This is a genomic window from Dendronalium phyllosphericum CENA369 (assembly GCF_016056275.1).
Taxonomy (GTDB): Bacteria; Cyanobacteriota; Cyanobacteriia; order Cyanobacteriales; family Nostocaceae; genus Dendronalium; species Dendronalium phyllosphericum.
This window is the reverse complement of record NZ_JAECZA010000282.1, coordinates 1-20123: the sequence shown is the minus strand read 5'-3', so window position 1 is coordinate 20123 and position 20123 is coordinate 1. Positions and strand designations below refer to the sequence as shown.

General features: G+C 39.7%; 19 protein-coding genes and 1 pseudogene. 13 read left to right on the top strand and 7 right to left on the bottom strand.

The window, feature by feature from the left end; translation table 11 throughout:
- Positions 1-6: 6 nt before the first annotated feature.
- Together I8752_RS31400 and I8752_RS31395 are read left to right on the top strand one after the other, a co-directional pair.
- Positions 7-252 (top strand): hypothetical protein, encoded by a 246-nt coding sequence (locus I8752_RS31400; RefSeq protein WP_214436095.1) that lies wholly within the window; start codon positions 7-9, stop codon positions 250-252.
- 11 nt (positions 253-263) lie between these two features.
- On the top strand, positions 264-1280 hold the full coding sequence (locus tag I8752_RS31395) for a hypothetical protein (protein WP_214436094.1): 1017 nt from the start codon (positions 264-266) through the stop codon (positions 1278-1280).
- 553 nt (positions 1281-1833) lie between these two features.
- Here I8752_RS31395 and I8752_RS31390 read toward each other — a convergent pair.
- Positions 1834-2997 carry a helix-turn-helix domain-containing protein gene (locus I8752_RS31390; protein WP_214436093.1) on the bottom strand — a complete coding sequence of 388 codons (1164 nt, stop codon included), beginning with the start codon at positions 2995-2997 and terminating at the stop codon, positions 1834-1836.
- A 1153-nt stretch (positions 2998-4150) separates the two neighbouring features.
- Between I8752_RS31390 and I8752_RS31385 the strand changes: the two genes are divergently transcribed.
- Positions 4151-4360 (top strand): hypothetical protein, encoded by a 210-nt coding sequence (locus I8752_RS31385; protein ID WP_214436092.1) that lies wholly within the window; start codon positions 4151-4153, stop codon positions 4358-4360.
- Positions 4361-4830: 470 nt separating this feature from the next.
- A complete protein-coding gene (locus I8752_RS31380; RefSeq protein WP_214436091.1) occupies positions 4831-5169 on the top strand; it encodes a hypothetical protein in 339 nt (112 codons plus the stop codon).
- A 218-nt stretch (positions 5170-5387) separates the two neighbouring features.
- Here the strand turns inward: I8752_RS31380 and I8752_RS31375 are convergent, their stop codons facing one another.
- Positions 5388-6617 (bottom strand): glycosyltransferase family 4 protein, encoded by a 1230-nt coding sequence (locus I8752_RS31375; protein WP_214436090.1) that lies wholly within the window; start codon positions 6615-6617, stop codon positions 5388-5390.
- 249 nt (positions 6618-6866) lie between these two features.
- Between I8752_RS31375 and I8752_RS31370 the strand changes: the two genes are divergently transcribed.
- The 3 genes from I8752_RS31370 to I8752_RS31360 all read left to right on the top strand — a co-directional run bounded on the left by I8752_RS31370 (position 6867) and on the right by I8752_RS31360 (position 9956).
- A complete protein-coding gene (locus I8752_RS31370) occupies positions 6867-7880 on the top strand; it encodes an Npun_R2821/Npun_R2822 family protein (protein WP_214436089.1) in 1014 nt (337 codons plus the stop codon).
- 48 nt (positions 7881-7928) lie between these two features.
- The gene (locus I8752_RS31365) at positions 7929-8918 is read left to right on the top strand and encodes a glycosyltransferase family 2 protein (RefSeq protein ID WP_214436088.1); all 990 of its coding nucleotides are present in this window, start codon (positions 7929-7931) and stop codon (positions 8916-8918) included.
- 87 nt (positions 8919-9005) lie between these two features.
- Positions 9006-9956, top strand: a complete 951-nt coding sequence (locus tag I8752_RS31360; RefSeq protein ID WP_214436087.1) for a glycosyltransferase family 2 protein — start codon at positions 9006-9008, stop codon at positions 9954-9956.
- Between the two features lie 99 nt (positions 9957-10055).
- Here the strand turns inward: I8752_RS31360 and I8752_RS31355 are convergent, their stop codons facing one another.
- The 3 genes from I8752_RS31355 to I8752_RS31345 all read right to left on the bottom strand — a co-directional run bounded on the left by I8752_RS31355 (position 10056) and on the right by I8752_RS31345 (position 13955).
- Positions 10056-10736: a uracil-DNA glycosylase gene (locus tag I8752_RS31355; protein ID WP_214436086.1), complete on the bottom strand. Its 681-nt coding sequence runs from the start codon at positions 10734-10736 to the stop codon at positions 10056-10058.
- A gap of 176 nt (positions 10737-10912) precedes the next feature.
- Positions 10913-12013, bottom strand: coding sequence for a tetratricopeptide repeat protein (locus I8752_RS31350; RefSeq protein ID WP_214436085.1), 1101 nt, complete (start codon positions 12011-12013; stop codon positions 10913-10915).
- 538 nt (positions 12014-12551) lie between these two features.
- The gene (locus I8752_RS31345) at positions 12552-13955 is read right to left on the bottom strand and encodes a glycosyltransferase (protein WP_214436084.1); all 1404 of its coding nucleotides are present in this window, start codon (positions 13953-13955) and stop codon (positions 12552-12554) included.
- Between the two features lie 533 nt (positions 13956-14488).
- On the opposite strand from I8752_RS31345, the gene ebsA reads away from it, so the two are divergent.
- From ebsA to I8752_RS31325, 4 genes are all read left to right on the top strand, one after another.
- On the top strand, positions 14489-14863 hold the full coding sequence (gene ebsA / locus I8752_RS31340) for a type IV pilus biogenesis protein EbsA (protein WP_214436083.1): 375 nt from the start codon (positions 14489-14491) through the stop codon (positions 14861-14863).
- Between the two features lie 311 nt (positions 14864-15174).
- Positions 15175-16269, top strand: coding sequence for a phosphotransacetylase family protein (locus tag I8752_RS31335; protein ID WP_214436082.1), 1095 nt, complete (start codon positions 15175-15177; stop codon positions 16267-16269).
- Positions 16270-16593: 324 nt separating this feature from the next.
- Complete coding sequence (locus I8752_RS31330) at positions 16594-17097, top strand: DNA recombination-mediator protein A (RefSeq protein WP_214436081.1); 504 nt, start codon at positions 16594-16596, stop codon at positions 17095-17097.
- 588 nt (positions 17098-17685) lie between these two features.
- The gene (locus I8752_RS31325; RefSeq protein WP_214436080.1) at positions 17686-18177 is read left to right on the top strand and encodes a YajQ family cyclic di-GMP-binding protein; all 492 of its coding nucleotides are present in this window, start codon (positions 17686-17688) and stop codon (positions 18175-18177) included.
- Between the two features lie 96 nt (positions 18178-18273).
- On the opposite strand, the gene I8752_RS31320 is transcribed toward I8752_RS31325, so the two are convergent.
- Together I8752_RS31320 and I8752_RS31315 are read right to left on the bottom strand one after the other, a co-directional pair.
- Positions 18274-18831 (bottom strand): glutathione S-transferase family protein, encoded by a 558-nt coding sequence (locus I8752_RS31320; RefSeq protein WP_214436079.1) that lies wholly within the window; start codon positions 18829-18831, stop codon positions 18274-18276.
- 12 nt (positions 18832-18843) lie between these two features.
- On the bottom strand, positions 18844-19308 hold the full coding sequence (locus I8752_RS31315; RefSeq protein ID WP_214436078.1) for a hypothetical protein: 465 nt from the start codon (positions 19306-19308) through the stop codon (positions 18844-18846).
- Positions 19309-19584: 276 nt separating this feature from the next.
- Between I8752_RS31315 and I8752_RS31310 the strand changes: the two genes are divergently transcribed.
- Positions 19585-19758, top strand: a complete 174-nt coding sequence (locus I8752_RS31310; protein ID WP_214436077.1) for a hypothetical protein — start codon at positions 19585-19587, stop codon at positions 19756-19758.
- 90 nt (positions 19759-19848) lie between these two features.
- Positions 19849-20123, top strand: a pseudogene (locus I8752_RS31305) (IS982 family transposase); the annotation flags it as partial.

Genomic DNA, 20123 nt, shown 5'->3' with positions numbered 1-20123 from the left:
TTGACTATGGCAAGTAAGTTCATTGACGTTAGAGAATACACAGTCAGGGCCCACAAACGACAAATTCACACTCGTGTTTTCAACTTTGTCTGTAAAGAATGCAATCAGACTACAAAACGCGAGACTTATGGCCCTCGTCCGCTATATTGCGAGCAATGTCGTCCTCCGCAAGCACCGAAAAAGTCCCAGCAGCCATCCCAAAAAGCCAAACCTCGACCAATGACTTACAAAAGTGATATCGATTTAGGTTGATTTAAAGCGTTATGAATAGTCAATTGCAATTAGAACCTCCTCCTCAAGCCTTAATCTCTCCACTGGTGGAATTACGAGATTACTATGCTCGCCTCGTAGAAGAGTATGAAAACTTATACGCACAGGCGCGATCGCACCTTAACCATGTAGAAGCTTTGTTGTCTCACTGGTCTTTTAGCTTGAATGTTAACGGTAAACTTTCTACATTGGAAACGATTCAAAGGGAATCTCCTCATCAAAGCTTACTGGTATCTTTGCCAGATCGCATTTCTCACACTGACAATAACTCAGTATCAATTTCTAAATTGTCAGATGACAATTTAGAAATTGATAATTCTGCTGGTATGGCTGAAGATACCAAGAAGTCCTCAACGTCAACCAGAGAAACACTTACAGAAGTTAAAGAATACTCTATCAAGGTAGCTGATATTCCGATGCTACCCGAACATCAACCTCTAACTCGGATGGAAGCTATTAAAAAGCTACTGGAAGAACATCTTGGTACTGTATGTCATATAGATTTCATTGTGCGATCGCTTTATGGAGATTTAGACCCGTCTGTGTTCAAAGTAGTTAAAGGTAGAGTCCAATCTTCGCTAACACAGGGTAGAGAAAGGAACGCTTGGTCAGCTATTCCTGACGAACCTGGTTGTTATACTCTGGATTTAAGTTTAGTAACCTCTAATCGTACTAATGGTTACTCTCAAGCTGCTAAAAACAAAAAGAAGAAACCTGTAATACTCCCGCAGACAAGAATAGTCCCAATGCTCAAAGTATATGAAGGACAATTTTTGATAGATGCACTCACCTCTTTGTTACAGCAAAATCCTGGCAAAGTTTTTACTGTTGCTGAAATCATTGCTGGAATTTATGGAGACCTAGATTCTGAGCAAGTCAGAGAAATCAAAAGCAAGGTGCTGAATGAGTTATCGCGGGGTTATCGCACAGGTCGATTCTCTAAAGTACCTGAAAAAGTCGGTCTTTATACTTGGGACTCGACTTTCATCTTAGAGACTAGTTCAAACTAAAACATATCTTTTAACAGGCCGATTGTTATTATCTTCGAGAATGCTTTTGGCATCAAGGAAGCTATTTTCAGTGCATATACATCTAATTTGTTTGGCACAATCCGAAACTCTAATTTAGTTATGTAAAACAAAAAAGATTGTTTTTAAGCTAGGCAAATGAAGAGAAAACGAAAAACGCGGTCTTGGAGAGACACTGCTTTGCTAGGGTTCTTCCGATTGCAACAAGTGTCGTCTTTACCTAATTGGAGCGATTTTTCCAGACTAGGTGTCCTTGTTTCCAGCACCCAAATTTATGATAATGTTGGCGCAATCAGGAGTGTTAACCAACAAATGTCGTAGAGGCACAATATTATTAATATTGTGCAGTAATCAGAATATTAATATTGCTGTGTCTCTCTCAGTTACATCCCAATTTAATAAATAATGACTCACTTCAATGATTCATTTGAAAACCAATTTAGAATTGCGATAGAAGATTAAGAACAGAGAAAGGTAGTATTAACCGCTAAAATTCAGCTTTTTTGGGGTCTGAATTTTCAATTATTTGGATTTTCTATTCCTTGAATATTATATGTTTTTTCAAGTCAAAACTAATTAAACCTTGTTGTTGTAATTTACCTATCAACCGTGTAATTGTAACTCTAGTGGTGCAACAGGCGCTAGCGATATCTTCATGAGTCAAGCGAACACTTAAGCGAATTCCCTCCCCTACAGGTTCGCCGACTTCTCGTTTCAAAAGCTGCAACAGATGGTGCAACCGATCTTCTACTCGTCGCCTACCAGAAATCACTAAAAAAGATTCAGTTTGCTGTAACCGTTGATTCATTTTTGGTAACAAAGTGTAACTAAGCATTGGAGTTACTGCTACTTCTGCTACGTAGATTGATACTAACTCTACATCTGACAAAGCTATGGCTTGGTAAATAGGTAAAGAAGTCATATTAGAGCCAAAAACCATTTGTGCTGTTGCTAATCCAATCAACACTTCTTCACCGCTTTCACAAAAAGTACTTAGCTTGACTAAACCCTGACTAACATACCAAATTACTAGTGGATTCAGAGGAATCGCTTCTCCTTTGGAATATTTTAATACAGGGCGACCTTGACTGAGATCGCTATTTGTCTCGGCTGAGACTAATTCTGTTCGCTGGCATTCATTAATATTACGCAGCAGCCAGTGAAGAGAGCTGACTCTCCCATATTGATTGCGAACCACTGCTACTGTTAAAGCTGCGTCGAAAAATTCGCCACAGTGTTGCTGCAACCGCAAGACTAGTTCTTTAATTCTGTCTGACTGCGATAGCTGATTAAGTTCAGTACGAAAGCACTGTCGTTCTTCAAGACTGATGAAGTTTGTCATGAGTTTGCCAATCAGAAACTGTTGTGAAATGTTGAGCAACTTAGCTGCGGCTGGATTCGCTTCTTTAACGATTCCTTCCGCATTAGTGACTAAATAGCCATCTGGCGCAAACTCAAATAAATTCTGGTAGCGTTGGCGTTCTGCTTCTAGAAGATTTCGTGTTTGTATGAGTTCTTCATTTTGTTGATAAAGTTCTTCTGCGGCTAGCTGCACCATTTTTGAGTTGCTGTAGAGTTCCTTAAAAGCTTGTGGCAGAAGATCGGGTGGAATCCAAGGCAAAACGCTAGCTGTCTGGTACAAATCTGCCAAACGGTGATGCAATGCTTCTGCTCTTTGGATAAACTGTTCTATGTTCACCTTAAAACTCCCACTACTTGCTTGCAGAGTTCGATTGAAAAAAAGTTCAATATGGCGATCGCTAGAGAAATTGCAACGCTCCTGAAGTCACAACCAAAAAGTGAAACTTTTGGGAAGCTACAATTGCTGCTTTAATGAACTCTCAAAATCTACATTTCTGCTGGTATTTCGCTAATTTCTGAACTTCACACAAAGTAGGTAGCCTAGTACTTGGAACACATTTAGACACAATATATTGCAATTATAGTTAAATATTCAACTGTAGGCGTAGTTTTGAGAATTGCATGAATGTAAATTGATTGTTTGAGTTATCATCAATATTTTCCTTGATTCTATGGTTTTTTGCTAAAGACTGCTTATCAATGCAATAGAAAATTCTCTAGTCAGAGCTAAATAAAAACGTAAAAGGCGCTTTTTTTCAGGAGGTTTCTCAAGAAATGTAAAGATTCATTCAATCAGAGATATCTAACGAAAAGCTCTTGATGTTTGCATTCATATTAATGCCAGATTAGTTTAATATTAAAGCAGGTATTAAAATCTGAATCAACTCCTCGATAATAATTTGTAAATATCTGCCTAAAATTGAAATTACACAAAGTTCTTTCAATACCTAATATTATGTCCCTTCTACGTTTGCATACTTTTGTTGTATAGAATCCCAATCAACAGGTTTTCTTAGACCTCAATAGTATCGAATGCTATCGCGTATGGAATTAAAAGCCATGCATAAATCATATAACGTCGATCCTATTTTTCTAGATATTTGCACCTGCAAACTCATCTTTTGATTCCTATCTTTTAGTTTCAAATAGTTTGGATTTTTTGAATGCATTATTGTTGATATGCTAATTGACTAGTCGCCATAATCATTACAATTTTTCTTTAGAATAACTTTCACACTTGCTCCCAGCTTCCACCCCAGGAATCAAGCTACTACTACCGCAGGTATAGGACTTTTATTAAGCTTCCTTGTTGTTGTGAATACATTCTACTTGCTACTACAGCAAACACAAACACAAACAACGTATAAATCAATACGTAGTAAATTAATAATCAGAAATATCTTTGGTTAGAGGAAAGATTAAAGAGTAATTTGCTGTACTTTCAATAAGCATAACAGCTTATCAACGCACAAAGTTTGAGGAGTGATGAATTGAGTGAAATATTATCACTTTTTGTCACTCCCTTTTTTAAGAATTTAGAAGTCAGAATTCAGGAGTCAGAATGCAATCAATGGGGGATTAAGTCACGCACTCATTCAAGATTGCCCTTACGGGTGACGCTCAAAGACTCGCTAACGCCAGTTACTCATGGAGGAAACCACACCACTTGCAAAGGCTGTCAGGAAACCCGTTTAATTTAGTGGCTCCCCTACGTACCCGTTCTTGCTCACCAAATAGTAGATTTGATGGGGGTTTTAAACCCAGTCATTCATCCACTGTCGTATAGATATTTTAATTACTATATTTTACTTTGTTAAACTTTTATATTTTTGAAAAGTGATTTACCTGAATCTACGAATAACTAAATAATTTTATCGAGTTCTGTTAAATTCAAAAATCAGTATTTTTTCTCTTATTTTTTTAGAAATTATTCATGTATATTTATTGACAGTTGCGTTTTACTAGTTGGCAAATAGTCAACAAACATAATATCAGTCTCCATTTACTATCTAAATCTTTTGTTGCATTTCTGGTAAATCTTCTCTTATTTAATTAAGTTTACCTGAACTACATAATGATTTATTTTTTATGAAGATAAACCCAATATCTTTATACAAAAAGTATAACGCAAATTCTCCCAGTCTTTAGTCCTAGCTTTTGATAAATTACGATGAATCAATACAGTTATCATCTGTTCTTGCTGGTATTAACAGTAATCTCTGCGTTGAGTGTTTGCCCATGTCAGGCAAAAACTCCGTTGGAATCAAATAGCGACCAGAATAATATTAATCCCGTATCTCCTGAAGTATTGACCATAACAAATACAACAGATAGAACGAAGTCTTCTCAAGCTAGCAATTCAGCTAGTAATACTAATAGCGAGCAAACAATAGTATCTCAAACTACTAACGATACTTCTTCTACGAGCAGCACCTTGGCTACTACTAACACTAGTTTACGTATTCCCATATCTAGCAGGATTTTTTCAGTGCCTTCGATGCAACAGTGATTTTAAATTTGATTTCAGATAAGAATTAAAAACAGGACTTACGTAAAATTATGAAAAAACGAACCGCAAAGGGCGCAAAGGACACGAAGTTATAAGAGTTTCAGAGAGTTATTGCGTAAGTCCTAAAAAAAATGTAGAAGCCCCTAAATACCAAGTGGTTTCCATCTGTATATTCTGCAAAGTAGGCTAAGATGAAGTTTCATCCGGAAAATTTCATCTTAGCTTTTACCATTATCTCCAATACAGACTTGCTCGTAACGTTTACCGGCGATATTCCAAGTAAATTCCGTTTCTACAAGTTGTCTGCCGTTGCGAGATAATTCCAAACGCAGTTGTGGATTATCAAATAGTCTACTAATAGCGGTAATATACTCTGCTGGCTCATTTGCTCGTAATGCTTTTAATGATGTACCAGCACTATCTACAGTTAGCCCTTCTAAACCGCGATCGCTTGCTACTATTGGTATACCAGCTGCCATTGCTTCTAAAGTTTTATTTTTAATGCCAAACCCCGTCCGCATCGGCACTACACAGACGGTTGCTTTGTGTAAGTACTCTACCATTGAAGGCACTTTCCCAGTAACGTTAATCCCTGGTTGGTTTTGCAGTGCTAAAACTTCTGGTGCAGGACGAGAACCGACAATATCGAAAGTTGTATCAGGATAAATTTTTTGAATTTCTGGTAAGATTTTTTTACTAAAAAAACAGACAGCATCAATATTTGCTAAATTATCCATCGCACCGATAAAGACTAAACGATGTCCTGCTGGGTCGGCGGTACGGTTGGGAAATGAAACTAAATCTACACCGTTAGGAATAACTGTAATTTTACTGTTAGAGTTAAATGCTTGTAGTTGAATTTTATCCTCTTCTGTAGTCACTACAATTTCCGAAAATTTAGAGCAATAGCTTTGCTCGTAACGACGTAAAAGCGGCAAATTAATTTTGTCTCGCAATGTATTTTCAGAAACGCCAGTTGCTAGCTGATTGCGACAAGTACCGTAGACAGAACTATGAATATTAACGACTGTTTTTAGCTGTTTTCGGAAATGCGATCGCACATAAATTTCATTGACACTATGTTCGCAGGTAATTACATCACATTTTCTCGCCTGCACAAAGCTATCAACCCATTCCTGTATCTCAACTGAGTAGCGATTGAGTACGCTTGGCGGTGTACCTTGTTGCACAAATGTACTAAATCGCTGTATTTTATTCAGTATTCCTGCGGTAGCCCCAACATCTGGAGGACGTTCAAAAATGGCTAGATGCTCCACGCAATCCCGCAATCCTAATATTTCTGCTTCTGTAACATCGCGATCGCGTTGAGTCACTAGAGTAATAGCATGATGTTGGCTGAGATACTTGAGTAAGTTAAACGTTCTGACTTGAGTTCCTCCCCGCGTTGGGGGATAGGGAAAGGTGGAAGATAGCATTAAAATGTTCATATAACTGAGATCGGGAATAACACTAAGTAAAGTGATGATATATATAAAATGACTTTAATTAAGCCTTAATGTCATCACTAATATCCCTTATATGCTTTTTTCTAAGCAGATTAAAACCTAATTACCATCTAAGTAAAATTGTAAATTTATTTTGTGAGATGACATCTTGCCATACCTTATGCCATCATTGGGCTGTCTACATAATTCTTAAAAAAAGTTTTCAAACACAAACACAAAGGATTTGTGAGAATGGAATTTTTCGGTGTTTACACCCTTGCCAATGATGTTGTCTACGATCAATTGGTCGCATTACTCAACAGCATTGAGGTGAATGTTAGCCCAGATATTCCTATTTGTATTATTCCCTATGATGAGCAGTTAACTCGTGTTAAAAAAGAAGTAAATTCTCGTAAGAATGTAACGCTTTTTGATGATTGGGAGGTAATTCAGCGCTGGGAGGAATTTGCTCATCAAGTTTGGGCTGCTCATCCTAGGGAAATGCAGAATAAACCGCGTCCTAGTTGGTACAAAAGTCATTTACAAAGAAAGTTTGTGACTTTTGAAGGTATTTTTGAGCAGTTTGTATTTTATGACTGTGACAGTTTAGCCATGAAGCCAGTCACTGATGTTATAGAAAAACTAGAAACTTACGATTTTGTTTTTGATGATTGGGAACATATTAAACCTAAGGCTGTAGCTGCATTAGATATTTCAGTTATAGAAAAATCCGGGCTATATACAGAAGTAGATATCCGGTCTAAACTACATTGTTCTAGTTTTTTCGCTTCTAAAATCCGATTATTTACTGCTAAACAAATTGCAGAAATGAAGCAGTTATTAATTAATCAAAGGGAAGTGGAATGGATTAACGGATATGGTTGGTGGGATGATGCTTTTTTGTTTAATTATATGACTTTGCGATGCGATCGCCCATTATTTAACTTTACACTCAGTCCCGAATATCAAGATAGAACTGGTAACTGTGCCAATGCCGATACATTCATTAATCTTAATAATATTCTTTACGATCGAGGAGGATTAAAGCCAATCCACCGCATTCACTACATGAGCTATTCTTCTAGAGATTTTGCACATCTCTGTCAAGGAGAAGATGTCAATATTCGTTATCAAGAAGAATTTTTACACTATCGCTTTCTCAAACAGCCAGAACTCAAACCTAAACAACTCAAACCACCAAGTCTCTGCTCAATAACTAATAAAAATATTCAGAAGTTTTTAGGTAAAATTACAGTTTATATATAAGCTGAAAACAAGTCTATTTTAATTGAAATTATCAAGATTTTTCCGAATATGCCAAAAGTTAGTGTTTGCATTCCAACATACAACCGCTCTAATTTGCTACCTTACGCAGTTAAGAGCGTGCTAGCTCAAACTTACACAGATTTTGAACTAATAATTTGTGATGATGGTTCTACTGATAATACTGCTCTAATAGTAAATCAATGGGATGACCCACGGGTTCGCTATATTAGACATCCCGTTAATGGTGGGCGCAGTCGCAATATGCGTTCGGGTTTTGAGGCGGCTTGTGGAATATACTTCATCAAATTTGATGATGATGATGCTTTGACTCCAGAATTTTTAGAAAAAACTGTAGCTGTATTAGAAGCAGATCCAAATGTAGATTTTGTTTGTACTAATCATTGGATTATTAATCAAAACAACGAAAAAGTTGAATCAGCAACAAAGGAAAATTCTACTAAATGGGGAAAAGATAAACTCCAGCAAGGAGTGATTCCTGACTTGATAAGACAAACTTTTGAATATCAAAGCTTACAAGTAGGTTCAACACTATTTCGTCGGGCTTGTTTGGCAGAAGTTGATTATATGCGTCCGCAAGCCGATGGATGTGAGGATTTTGACTTACTAGTAAGATTAGCGATCGCTGGTAAGCAAGGATATTTTCTGCCAGAATTTTTGATGGAATATCGTTTTCATGGCGGTCAGACAAGTTTAAAGCAAAACTTGCATTTTCTGTCTGCCAAGGTTTTCTGTATTAGTGGTTATAAATTTCCTGACGAACAACTAGAAAAATTGCGCTCGCATAAACTAGCCATTACGCAGCAAGCTTTGGGTTTAAGGCTGATTGAAAAGGGAGATACCCTAGAAGGACGGCAACTTTTGCAAGAATCTAGTCGGGTATTAGGAAGCGATCGCAAAATTATGCTTGGTCTGATGCTATCTTACCTACCAGCAAGTTTGCGGCAATTTGCCTTGCAAAGTTTTCGTCAAGTGCGTCCCAAGGATTATACAGAGAAAGTGCGAGAAGTTGCTGTTTAAAAAATAAGCGAAACTACAAAGAGTTAATTGCAAACGATTGAGCTTTAGCTGACGAAATTCAATAATTTATCACTTTAAAAAGCACTCATGACACAAGAAGCTCCGCAAATTTATATCCTAATTCTCAACTGGAATGGTAAGGAAGATACAATTGAGTGTCTAGAATCAGTTCAAAAAATTGATTATCCTAATTATAAAATCTTGCTATTAGATAATGGTTCCATAGATGATTCCGTCGCAATTATTAGAGAAAGGTTTTCTCAAGTCATCATCATCGAAAATGGCGCTAATCTTGGTTTTGCTGCTGGTAATAATACTGGGATTGAATATGCCATATCCCAAAGAGCCGATTATATATTCTTATTGAATAATGATACTATAGTCGATTCACAAATTCTTTGGGCGTTTATTCATGCCAATGAAAAATGTCCTGATGTTGGAATATTTGGCTCAAAAATATATTACTATAAAGAACCTGAAAAAATTTGGTTTGCTGGAGTGCAGTGGATACCCAGTCAAGCAAGATTTATACATACAGAATGTGGGAATATAGATAACGAGGATAGTAGAGAAATTCAGTTTGCTGAATATATCTGTGGTTGTGCATTAATGGTAAAAGCTGAAGTAGTCAAAAAAATCGGAATGCTTGAACCAAATTACTTTTTGATGTGGGAAGAAGTTGACTGGTGTTATCGGGCTAGACGAGCAGGATACAAATGTCTTATAGTACCAGATTCAAAAGTATGGCACAAAATTTCTTCTAGTTTTAGCGGTGGAGATAAAGCTCCTCATTATCAATATTTTTGGTGGCGAAATCGATTGTTATGGGTTGAGCGTAATTTCTCTTTCTTGGAAGCACTAAGTATTTATAAAGCAATTTTGAGAGATATTTTGCGCCAGCTTCGCAAGTATTTTAATTCACGCTCAGGTAGCCCAGAGCGATTGAAATCTCAGGCGGCTTTACAGGGAGTTAAAGATTACTTCTTTCGTCAATTTGGTAATTGTCCTGCATGGGTTCGTTCTCCAGTTAAGCAGTAATTATCAGATAGGACTTACGCACTGATACGATAAATCAAAGGTTTAAACCCGCGCAGGCGGGTTTTGTCTGTTTAGCCGCGACTTCCAGTCGCTTAGTGCTTATGTATTTTTCTGAAATTCATCGAACTTGGAACGTACTGCCTGTATATCCTGCCACATCAACCATTTAGGCCCACCTTTTTCTTTAGAAGGGTTACGCAGCAAATAAGAGGGATGAAATATCGGCATACACAAACGCCCTTCCCACTCTATCCACTGACCGCGAATTTTAGTAATTGCGCGTTTATCGCCAGTTAGACCTTTAAGCGCAGTCGCACCCGTTAACAGAATGATTTTTGGGTCAACTAAGCGAATTTGTTCTAATAAGTAAGGTTTGCAAGCCGCCATTTCATCACTAGTAGGAACGCGGTTATTAGGTGGACGGCATTTGTTAATATTAGCAATGTATACATCTGTTTCTGTACTCAAGTTCACAGATGCCAAAATTTTCTCTAGCAGCTGCCCAGATTTACCTACAAATGGCAAACCTGTTTCGTCTTCGTTTTGGCCTGGTGCTTCCCCAACAATCATAATTAGTGCTTTGAGATTCCCCCGACCGACAACTGCATGAGTACGGGTGTCTCCCAATTCGCAGCGATGGCATTTATTACAATGCTGCGCCAACTCGGTGATGTTGGCGTAAGTTCCAGAAGGTATGGGAATTTTAGCGTCTGTAGGAATCAGCTCTTTTTGGTTAGGGTTAGAGTCATCGAAGAGACTGAGTTGGATTTCACTGCTCATGAAAATTGTAATGTTGGAATCAGCACCAGCTATTAAAGGCTATATCTCTTGGTTGCTGAATACTGAATATGGATATGAGTTTTATTCTATCAGTGAATTTGAGCGACAATTTAATTATTGTTAAAGCAATTTTATTAAAACTATTGTGTATTTACTCTTATTTTCCTCAAGTATTTCTAACTATTTGTAGATGTTCCCTGCTGATATTGCATTGCTCTAGCGTAATCGCCCAAAGCGTAGCAAGCTACTTTCAGACTAGCAAGAGCTTGTTCTTCAATGCGGCGGTCTTTAATTGTTCTGGCTAACAGTAAACGTTCTTCATAGTATTGAATCGCTTTGGTATAATCACCTAAAGCTTCACAAGCAACGCCTAAACTGCCGAGAGATTGTTCTTCGCTACGCTTGTCTTTCAGTTCTCTAGCTAGTTGCAGACGTTCCTCATAATAAATAATGGCTTTGGCATAATCGCCGATCGCATAACAAGCATTGCCCAAATTCTTCAGCACTTGCGAAGCACTGCGAGGATTATTGAGGGTGCGTGCTACTTTGACACACTCTTCGTAATAAGCGATCGCTTTTGGGTAATTGTCCAAAGCATACCAAGCATTGCCTAGATTCTTAAGTACTTGTTCTATACCCCACTTATCTTGCAGTTCTTGGACAATTTGTAAGCTTTGCTCTTGATAAGCAATTGCCCGCACAAAGTTACCAGAAGCTTTATACACCAATCCCAGATTATTCAATGCAGCCACTTGACTGCGTTTGTCTTGCAACTTTTGCGTTATTATAAAGCACTCTTCTAGATACTCTATTGCTTTGTTATGGTCGTTCAGGTGGCGGTAAGCATTACCCAGGTGAGAGAGTGCTTGCATCTGCACAAGTAAATCTGGAGTAGTCTTTTCCAAGGCTAGACATTGCTGAGAGTAATAAATCACACTCTTGTAATCCCCAGAGGCGTAAGCAACTAGTGCTAAAAAAGAAAGTGCTTGCTCTTGTTGTTGTACATCCCCAATCGCTCGGAACATTTCTAGGGATTGTTGTAACGACTTCAACGCAGCAATTAATTCCCCAGCTTGTTGCTGTTGAATTCCCAGTCGCAGTAGCTTGGATGCTTCCGATAATTGGTCATCACTTTCGTGTGGAAGCTGCTCATCTTCTGGCAAACCTTGGTCAAATTCATGGGTAATTGTGTTGCGCCTGATTTGCTTGAGGTAATTTGTAGGTAGTTGTACGGGAAATGTATTTTTAATTCTGTGGTTCGATTCACTGTTTGACATCGACCAATTCCTGCTGCGTCTGCTGATAATTGATAGATTTAGTGTTCCCAAAACTAAAGTCTATCTTTCATCAAGAATTATTCCCCTGCTAGTGTTGATTCATGAGTTTGATAGCTGGACTGAAGTAAATACTAGACTTCTTGCAGAAGTCAGGAAAAAGGTTTGTTATTTTCCCTCGCCCCTTATCCCCAGAGGGGGCCCCACCTTCCCCAATAAAGATGAGTCCCTTTGACCACAAGAGTGTAAAAAGAACTTTTGCTCATAGGTCTACTGCTTTCGATCGAGAAGCGATCGCCCTCCGGCCGCCAGCTTCCCCGGCTTCAAAAGCGACGGGATGTTTTTTATTTGTCATATCATGACCGGTAAATCACTTACAATTAAAAATTCACCGCGTCACTCTTATCGTAACTATTTAGGTGGACATGATATCAGTCCCCTGTGCCAATTACGAGTGCGAAATGTGGAATAAAAAAATGCAAAATTCAAAACAATAAATTTGAATTTTGCATTTTTAATTTTTAATTACCCGCAGATACTACTATCCACTTCCTGAATGTACCGTCTTCACCCATTTCAAACGTTTTGGTCTGACGGACATCCGGGCGGTAGTACTGCTCATGACTATTAACCAGTGGAACATATATAAAGTGCCACGTAGCGTCTGAAGCATTACTAGAAAAGTTGTTGCAAGATTGAATTTTTGCTCTTGACGTATGCGCTTGAGTCCGGCAAACATACCGACAACCGACATAGTTAAAGACAAACTGGTTACTGGACTTAAAATTGGTAGACGATGCCGCACTATCGACATTAATAAATCTGGGATTGCTGCTGTCGGGATGATATACATAATCAACATAAACATTAGTAAATCCCAAGTTTTCCGCCTACCCATGCGGTTTTTGATAATCAGATTCCAGTAATCTAAATAGCGCTGATAGCCGCCTTCTGCCCAACGGTTGCGCTGATGCCAAAGAGCGATCGCATTTGTTACGCCTTCTTCCTGCACGGCTGGGTGGAATGTACACTCAATATCCCAGTTATCGAGATGTAACCGGAAAGTCATATCCAAATCATCGGTGATGGTTTCTTCATTCCACCCCCCGCAACTCTCCAAGGCTGTACGTCGGACAAATTGACCGTTACCTCGCAGTTCGCCAATTCCCGCGATCGCAATACGCTGTTTCTGTAACCACGTATCCAGCGCCATTTCTGCCATCTGTCCCTTAGTCCAGAAATTTTCTTTGGCGTTAGCGATCGCTTTTCGTACTTGTACTGCTCCGACATTTTCTCGTTGAAATAAAGGTACTACTTGTAGCAGTAAATCTGATGGCACTTGGGCATCAGCATCAAAAACTGCTATCACTTCCCCCTTGGTAAGTGGTAAAACCTCATTCAACGCTCCTGACTTTCCACCAGTAGCTTGGGCGGAACGCCTGAAAACCTTCAATTGGTTGTATTCCTGCGCTAGTTCTGCTAACAACTGCGGTGTTTTATCGGTACTGTTATCGTCAATTATCCATACTTCGTATTGCCCATTTGGATATTCTAAACTACAAAGACTCTTGACTAATCTACTAATTACTGCATCCTCATTTTTGGCTGCCACTAATACAGATACAGAGGGTAAATCTCCCTGTACTTCTTTGGAATAGTGGCGGGGTCTGGCAAATATAACCTCTAAGGCATGAAGTCCTAGTACAACAGTGAGTCCGAGTACAAATATAAAACCCCAAGAAGCTAAATGCAGCGCGATCGTGCCACTCCAAACCATAGTTAACACTAGAGCGGCTTTGCGTCTACGTCCTTGAAACCGGGATGGTAGAGAAATATCCTGTGTCTCTACAACTGACTCCTCATCTGCCGATAGGTCGGACAATAAGGAGTTAAGTGGGTCAAGCTCGTCGTAATAATCGTTTTCCGGCCAGGAATTCGCTGGCATAGTTTATTTGATTTAAAAACCAGTATTTTTATACATCATCAAGAAGCTGAGAATCGGGTAACACTGAACCGAGCTGCTTTCACACACTTTTATCAACCCCAGAAATTGCTGGTGTTCCACTCCTTAAGAATTTTGGATTGGTCAAAGTAGTAGCAAGCTAGCAATAGCTAAGTGTTGGGATAAATTACAATCACAACGCGAATCGCCTGATAACAGAGATTTTCGATGTTATTGTCCCAGCTTCAATAAAAGCCAATGCAGCCTTATTGTAACCGACATTTTAATATTTCTTAGCAGTAACTTCAGTAATTGGTCATTTGTCGTAGAGACGCGACACCAGTCGCTACAACGGGGGGAACCCCCGCAACGCGCTGGCTCATTAATCGCGTCTGTACAATAGTTAGTTGTTATTCCCCCTGCTCCCCTGTTCCCCTGCTCCCCCGCTTACCCTGTGCTTTGGACATATTTTCTGGGAATACTATTGACATCCACTAATATCCCCAGTTGTCAACTAACTTGAGGAATATTCAAAGATGTCTATTGAGCAACTACAGCCTGCTACTCAACAACAAGCAAACGTTTACCTACCTTACATTCAAGGTGCGAAGCGCAATTTCTTGCCTTTTGCCATCAGTCTCTATCAAAAAGGCGTTTTGGAGGGACACCGCAAAATAGAAGCAAGTGAAAATATTCCCTTTGTCGCCTCTTGGAATGTTGCTACCTTACCTTCAGACTTAACGCGTTGCCGAATGCAGTTTGATGGCAATGCTGACCTCAGCTATGAAGTGATGATGGCAAGTTTTGAATTTATAAGTTTTTTAATTGAACTTATGGAAAACTATAAACGGTATCGCGTGACAGATTTTTCCCAATCTTTCTACCGCAAGCTGCTGCGTATAGACGAATAAGCAGTTAATTAGAAGTGTAAGGGTAAATTCTACCCTTATACGACTTGTGAAACCCTTGTTTGAGGCTTATAGAATATTTAATAGCTCTATAGATAGCTTGAGTCTAAAAATATAAAAACGATATTTTAAATACCAAGTGATAATTAGCAAAATAGTATAAATATTTATGACTTTAGATAATAATGTAACTTGAAAAAGTTCTTTCTTAGGAAAACGCCACCTTTTGAGAGTGCGAGGCTTCTGTCGGAACAAACTAAAATGAGGAAACACCTAGCTGGGTTCTACTTCCTTTTGAAATTAGGAGTGCATGTGTGCCAAAGTCTGCTAAATATTTGCTGATTGGCTCAACCGAGGCTTACAGTGGTAAATCTGCAACTGTCCTGGGTTTGTCTCATCAGCTACAGCAAAAAGGACTGGATATTGGCTATGGCAAACCGCTAGGCACTTCTTTTAGTGCATCTGGCAAAACCGTAGTTGAGGATGATGTCCAGTTTGTTACTCATAGTCTCAACCTTTCGGCAAACCGCGTTGCTCCCACTTTGCTTGCTTTGAATGAAGTCAGCGTGCAAAAACGCCTCAGCGGTGAAGATAAAACTGATTATCGGCAGTCCCTAATACAGCAATATTTGCAAATTTCTCAAGGAGATTTAGTGTTGCTAGAGGGGTCTGGCGATCTAGCAGAAGGTAATCTGTTCGATTTGTCTTTACTGCAAGTAACTGAAGTGTTAGATGCTGCTGTGTTGTTGGTAGCGCGATACAAATCGTTACAGTCTGTTGAGTCGCTATTGTCTGCTAAACAGCGTGTAGGCGATCGCTTGATTGGAGTTGCAATCAATGATATCCCTACTGCCCAAATAGAAACGGTTAACAAACTCATACGTCCGTTTTTGGAACAGCAAGGTATTCCTGTGCTAGCAACGCTGCCAAAAAGTGACTTGCTGCGTAGTGTCAGCGTTGGCGAACTAGTAAAGCAGTTAAACGCCGACGTTCTTTGTCGTGGCGATCGCTTAGATTTGCTGGTAGAAAGTTTGGCAATTGGGGCGATGAATGTGAATGCGGCTGTCAAGTATTTTCGCAAACGCCGGAATATGGCAGTGGTGACAGGAGGCGATCGCGTAGAAATCCAGCAAGCTGCTTTGGAAACTTCTACCCAATGCCTGATCCTCACCGGACAACTGCCACCTCCTCCATTCATTCTCAGTCGCGCTGAAGAACTAGAAATCCCCATTTTGTCTGTTGACTTGGATACCCTAACCACTGTAGAAATTGTTGACCGCACTTTTGGTCAAGTACGCCTTCACGAACCGATTAAAGTTCAGTGCATTCGCCAGTTAATGACAGAGCATTTTGACATTGACCGCCTGTTATCTAAACTAGGCTTAACTCCCGCAGCCGCTTTACCTTAGCCTCATTGACTCCAACGAGCCATAAATGAAGGCGATGTTGCTAGTAAAAGCAAAGATAGTTCGCTGTCACCTCCTAGGCGACAGCGTGCTGTTCCCCACGTTTTTGAGAAACTAATAAATTGAAATTCGTAAAACAGAATAAGTACTGGAAACCACCTGTACCTAGTCTAATTCTGGTGCTTTAATTACGAATTACGAATTACGCATTACGAATTACTGAGGCAATTGCTCTAAAAATTGTAACAATGTCTAACTCAGGTTCGCTTCTTATCTACACTCTGTTTGGTAAAATATCTGGGTTGTTTAATCTGATTATGTCCATCTTTGAGCCAGTCAATAGACCTCATCAACCTCGACACATTAGCGCAAGAACTGGCGACAATCCAGCAAACAGGTTCTAAGCGAATAGCCTTGCTGGGTTCCCGTCATGTGCCAATTACGCATCAGAATCTGATTGAAATGATGACCTATGCTCTAGTTTTATCAGGCAATCGGATCATCACCTCTGGTGCTACAGGTACTAATTCAGCTGCTATCAAGGGAGCAATGCGAGCTGACCCCAATTTGTTGACGGTGATTCTACCCCAAAGCTTAGAACGCCAACCCAATGAATCGCGCCAGCAACTAGAACAGGTAATGCATCTAGTAGAAAATCCCGGCAATGATAGTTTATCCCTCGCTGAAGCTAGTTACCTTTGTAATAAGGAGATTGTCTCTCGCTGTCAACAACTGATTTGCTTTGCATTTCATGACAGTCGCACTCTACTACAAACTTGTGGAGATGCAGAAGAACAAAGAAAAGTGGTAACGCTTTTTTACTTTGACTAGTCAAGAGTCGTATAGTCAAAAATTTACTGACTACAGACTATGAACTAGGATAAGGTAGCGGCGAGTCCTGAGACATCGCTTTTGTTGTGGATCGTTTTCTATACTCTATTTTCTATATTGTGAATATACTGTGCGTTAGCAAAGCTCCTCCAAAGGAGGTTCGCGTTTGGCATTAGCCCCCTTGGTTATGCCACTCTGATTTTCGTAATTGGGGATTAAGAACTGGGGAGTCAGTTGCTTGCGATAAAGCAGTTCCTCATGAAAAACTGCTGTTAGCAAGAGCGCTCTTCGACGCAGGAGCGTCACCTAAAGGGGGGTATTCTCCGCCCTGACAAACTGGCGTGATTAGGAATTAAAAATTGGGACTATTCCCAATAGACTTTTTGCAAAAGTACTTTTGGTAATAAGTAGGGAAAGAACTAAGGTTAAGAACAGGGGTAAAAAGGGAAAGATAAGGAATTTTTCCCTTTGACTCTTGCCCAAAACGAAGCTTTTCTTGCCTCCTTACCTTTTCTCAACTTCTGCAACAAGTCTCATACCTAGTTTTTATCCCTATTCAAAATCCAACCTCTCAAACCCAACATTTTTATGGCCTCTACTTATTCCTTTGACATTGTTAGTGACTTCGACCGACAAGAATTAGTTAATGCCGTCGATCAAGTTGTGCGAGACATCAAAAGTCGTTACGATCTCAAAGACACTCAGACGAATGTCGAATTAGGTGAAAACAGCATTACTGTCAGCACAGATAGCGAGTTTACCTTAGAGTCTGTTCACACCATTCTGCGGGAAAAAGCCGCCAAGCGTAACCTCTCCCAGAAAATTTTTGATTTTGGCAAAGTAGAATCAGCTAGCGGTAATCGCGTGCGCCAAGAAATCACACTCAAAAAAGGCATCAGCCAGGAAATTGCTAAACAAATTTCCAAGTTAATTCGTGACGAATTCAAAAAGATCCAAGCTTCTATTCAAGGTGATGCCGTCAGAGTTACAGCCAAATCTAAAGATGACTTGCAAACTGTCATCCAAAGGCTGAAGCAAGAAGATTACCCTGTTGCTTTGCAGTTTACAAACTATCGTTAAAAAATTTATCGGGTGGGCATTGCCCACCCTACACCTAACTGACTGACAGTCATCAGTCATCAACTTCAAGCGTTTGTTTGTATTTCTTGGAGTTACTTAAGCATGTTTACCAATGCTTTTTTGAAAAGCAGGTCTTTCAGACATTCGCTGAATGTAATTCAGCACGGCTGGATAGGAACTGAGGTCTAGCTTCAGCATTACGGGAATGTAACTCAAAATCGAACCGACTGCTACATCAGCAACACTGAATTCATCTCCTAATAAAAAAGGTTGCTGCTCGAAAATTTCATTCAGAGGAGTTAACAAGCGGGGTGTCTCCTGCTGTCGAGTTGCTTCTACAAAAATTCCTGGGCCGAGGGTGGCATTGGCAAATAGCACCCATTGGGAAAGTTCGCCACGTTCCTCTGGCGACAAGGCGATTTTGCCATATTTATCGGCAAGATATAACAAAATTGCTCCTGATTCCCAAAGTTGGAAATCACCATCCACAATAGCTGGGACTTTACCTACTGGGTTGATTTTCAGGTAATCGGACTGGCGATGTTCCCCCGCCTGCATATCTAGGAGTACAAATTCGTAGGGCACTGCCAGTTCTTCTAGATACCATTGAACGATTGATGCACGACTGCGGGCCCCGCCATAAAGTTTCAGCATAATTATTGAGGATTAAAGTACTTTGTGAGTGTGAGAATGCTGTTTTACGTTGTCTTCTTTAGTAACAACTCTGCTAGCATTTAACACCCTCTTACGCTCAATAGAATACTTCAAATCAGTGTAAGTCGTCCCTAGAGGAATTAGAGATTTTGAAGTTTCACGACGTTTGTAGGTACGAGTAGCTGCAAATACACGTGGCACAAATTCATCCCCAAACTGCGCTGATTCTGGAAAACCTTCTGGTAACAGCGGTGTATCACCATCCAGCACAGATGCCAAAGTTGTCGCACGAGCTAGTTTATAGGAGGTAGGAATACCTTTTAACAGTGCTTCCAAAGCAGCAGAGGGAATTGGTTCTACAACTTCCACTTGATGAACTTCTCCATCTTCTTTGATGAAGCAGGTTGCCAAACCTATAACTATATAATCATCAGGTGCTAAATCTGAGGCATTTGGATATGAAATTACTGTTGACATAAAAAAATCTCAAAATATACAAATCAGAGTTAAGGACTAGAGACAGAGGCACGTTATAAGCGCATGTAGGGAGAGACACCGCGACCTCAAGGAGTTGCTAAAGCATTCCTATGTCACTGTGTCTCTGTGTCCCTTTCTCCATCTTTAACGAACGGCTTGTTGGCATTCTACCAAGTTGTCTTTGTAATTCATAATTCACGCCTAATGTGAATTAGGAAAAAGGCAGGAGAAGTAAGAAGATGAAAGTTACCACACTTTTCAAATCAGACTTCCCCCATGACTAGCATAGACCTTGGAGAGCTAATTACAACCATCTTTGTGATAGTAGATGATTGGTATGAAAAGCAAGTAAAAAATCCAACAGTGTTAAAACCGGGGGTGAAAGCCAGAATGAGTGATAGTGAAATCATGACACTAGCACTAGTAATGGATTATTTGCCTATCCCTTGAGAAACGCAATTTCTTGGTTTTATCAGGGGAAATTACAAGGAATGGTTTCCGAATTTACTTGACCAAAGTCAATTTAATCGGCGGTACTTTATGGATGGGATGTTAGAGAAATTACGCCGCAGTTGGGTAGAGCAATTGGTTGAGGAAGGTGAAAAATATTTCCTTCTCGACACTAAACCATTGCCAGTCTTGGGACTCAAACGCGACAAGCGAAGAAGTGATAATGCTTGTAGTGCTGCCCCTGGTCGGTGTGCTGCCAGAGAGATGCATTATTTTGGCTACAAGCTAGTGATGCTGTCAACTTGGAATGGAATCCCTATTGCTTATGACTTAGTGCCTGCTAACACTGATGAAAGAGTTGCTGC

Excerpts from the sequence above, each read along its gene's own strand:
- I8752_RS31395 (WP_214436094.1), top strand. The coding sequence starts at position 264 with ATGAATAGTCAATTGCAATTAGAACCTCCTCCTCAAGCCTTAATCTCT.
- I8752_RS31370 (WP_214436089.1), top strand. The coding sequence starts at position 6,867 with ATGGAATTTTTCGGTGTTTACACCCTTGCCAATGATGTTGTCTACGAT.
- I8752_RS31350 (WP_214436085.1), bottom strand. The coding sequence starts at position 12,013 with ATGTCAAACAGTGAATCGAACCACAGAATTAAAAATACATTTCCCGTA.
- I8752_RS31380 (WP_214436091.1), top strand. The coding sequence starts at position 4,831 with ATGAATCAATACAGTTATCATCTGTTCTTGCTGGTATTAACAGTAATC.
- I8752_RS31310 (WP_214436077.1), top strand. The coding sequence starts at position 19,585 with ATGACTAGCATAGACCTTGGAGAGCTAATTACAACCATCTTTGTGATA.
- I8752_RS31315 (WP_214436078.1), bottom strand. The coding sequence starts at position 19,308 with ATGTCAACAGTAATTTCATATCCAAATGCCTCAGATTTAGCACCTGAT.
- I8752_RS31360 (WP_214436087.1), top strand. The coding sequence starts at position 9,006 with ATGACACAAGAAGCTCCGCAAATTTATATCCTAATTCTCAACTGGAAT.
- I8752_RS31345 (WP_214436084.1), bottom strand. The coding sequence starts at position 13,955 with ATGCCAGCGAATTCCTGGCCGGAAAACGATTATTACGACGAGCTTGAC.
- ebsA (WP_214436083.1), top strand. The coding sequence starts at position 14,489 with ATGTCTATTGAGCAACTACAGCCTGCTACTCAACAACAAGCAAACGTT.
- I8752_RS31325 (WP_214436080.1), top strand. The coding sequence starts at position 17,686 with ATGGCCTCTACTTATTCCTTTGACATTGTTAGTGACTTCGACCGACAA.
- I8752_RS31365 (WP_214436088.1), top strand. The coding sequence starts at position 7,929 with ATGCCAAAAGTTAGTGTTTGCATTCCAACATACAACCGCTCTAATTTG.
- I8752_RS31400 (WP_214436095.1), top strand. The coding sequence starts at position 7 with ATGGCAAGTAAGTTCATTGACGTTAGAGAATACACAGTCAGGGCCCAC.
- I8752_RS31320 (WP_214436079.1), bottom strand. The coding sequence starts at position 18,831 with ATGCTGAAACTTTATGGCGGGGCCCGCAGTCGTGCATCAATCGTTCAA.
- I8752_RS31375 (WP_214436090.1), bottom strand. The coding sequence starts at position 6,617 with ATGAACATTTTAATGCTATCTTCCACCTTTCCCTATCCCCCAACGCGG.
- I8752_RS31355 (WP_214436086.1), bottom strand. The coding sequence starts at position 10,736 with ATGAGCAGTGAAATCCAACTCAGTCTCTTCGATGACTCTAACCCTAAC.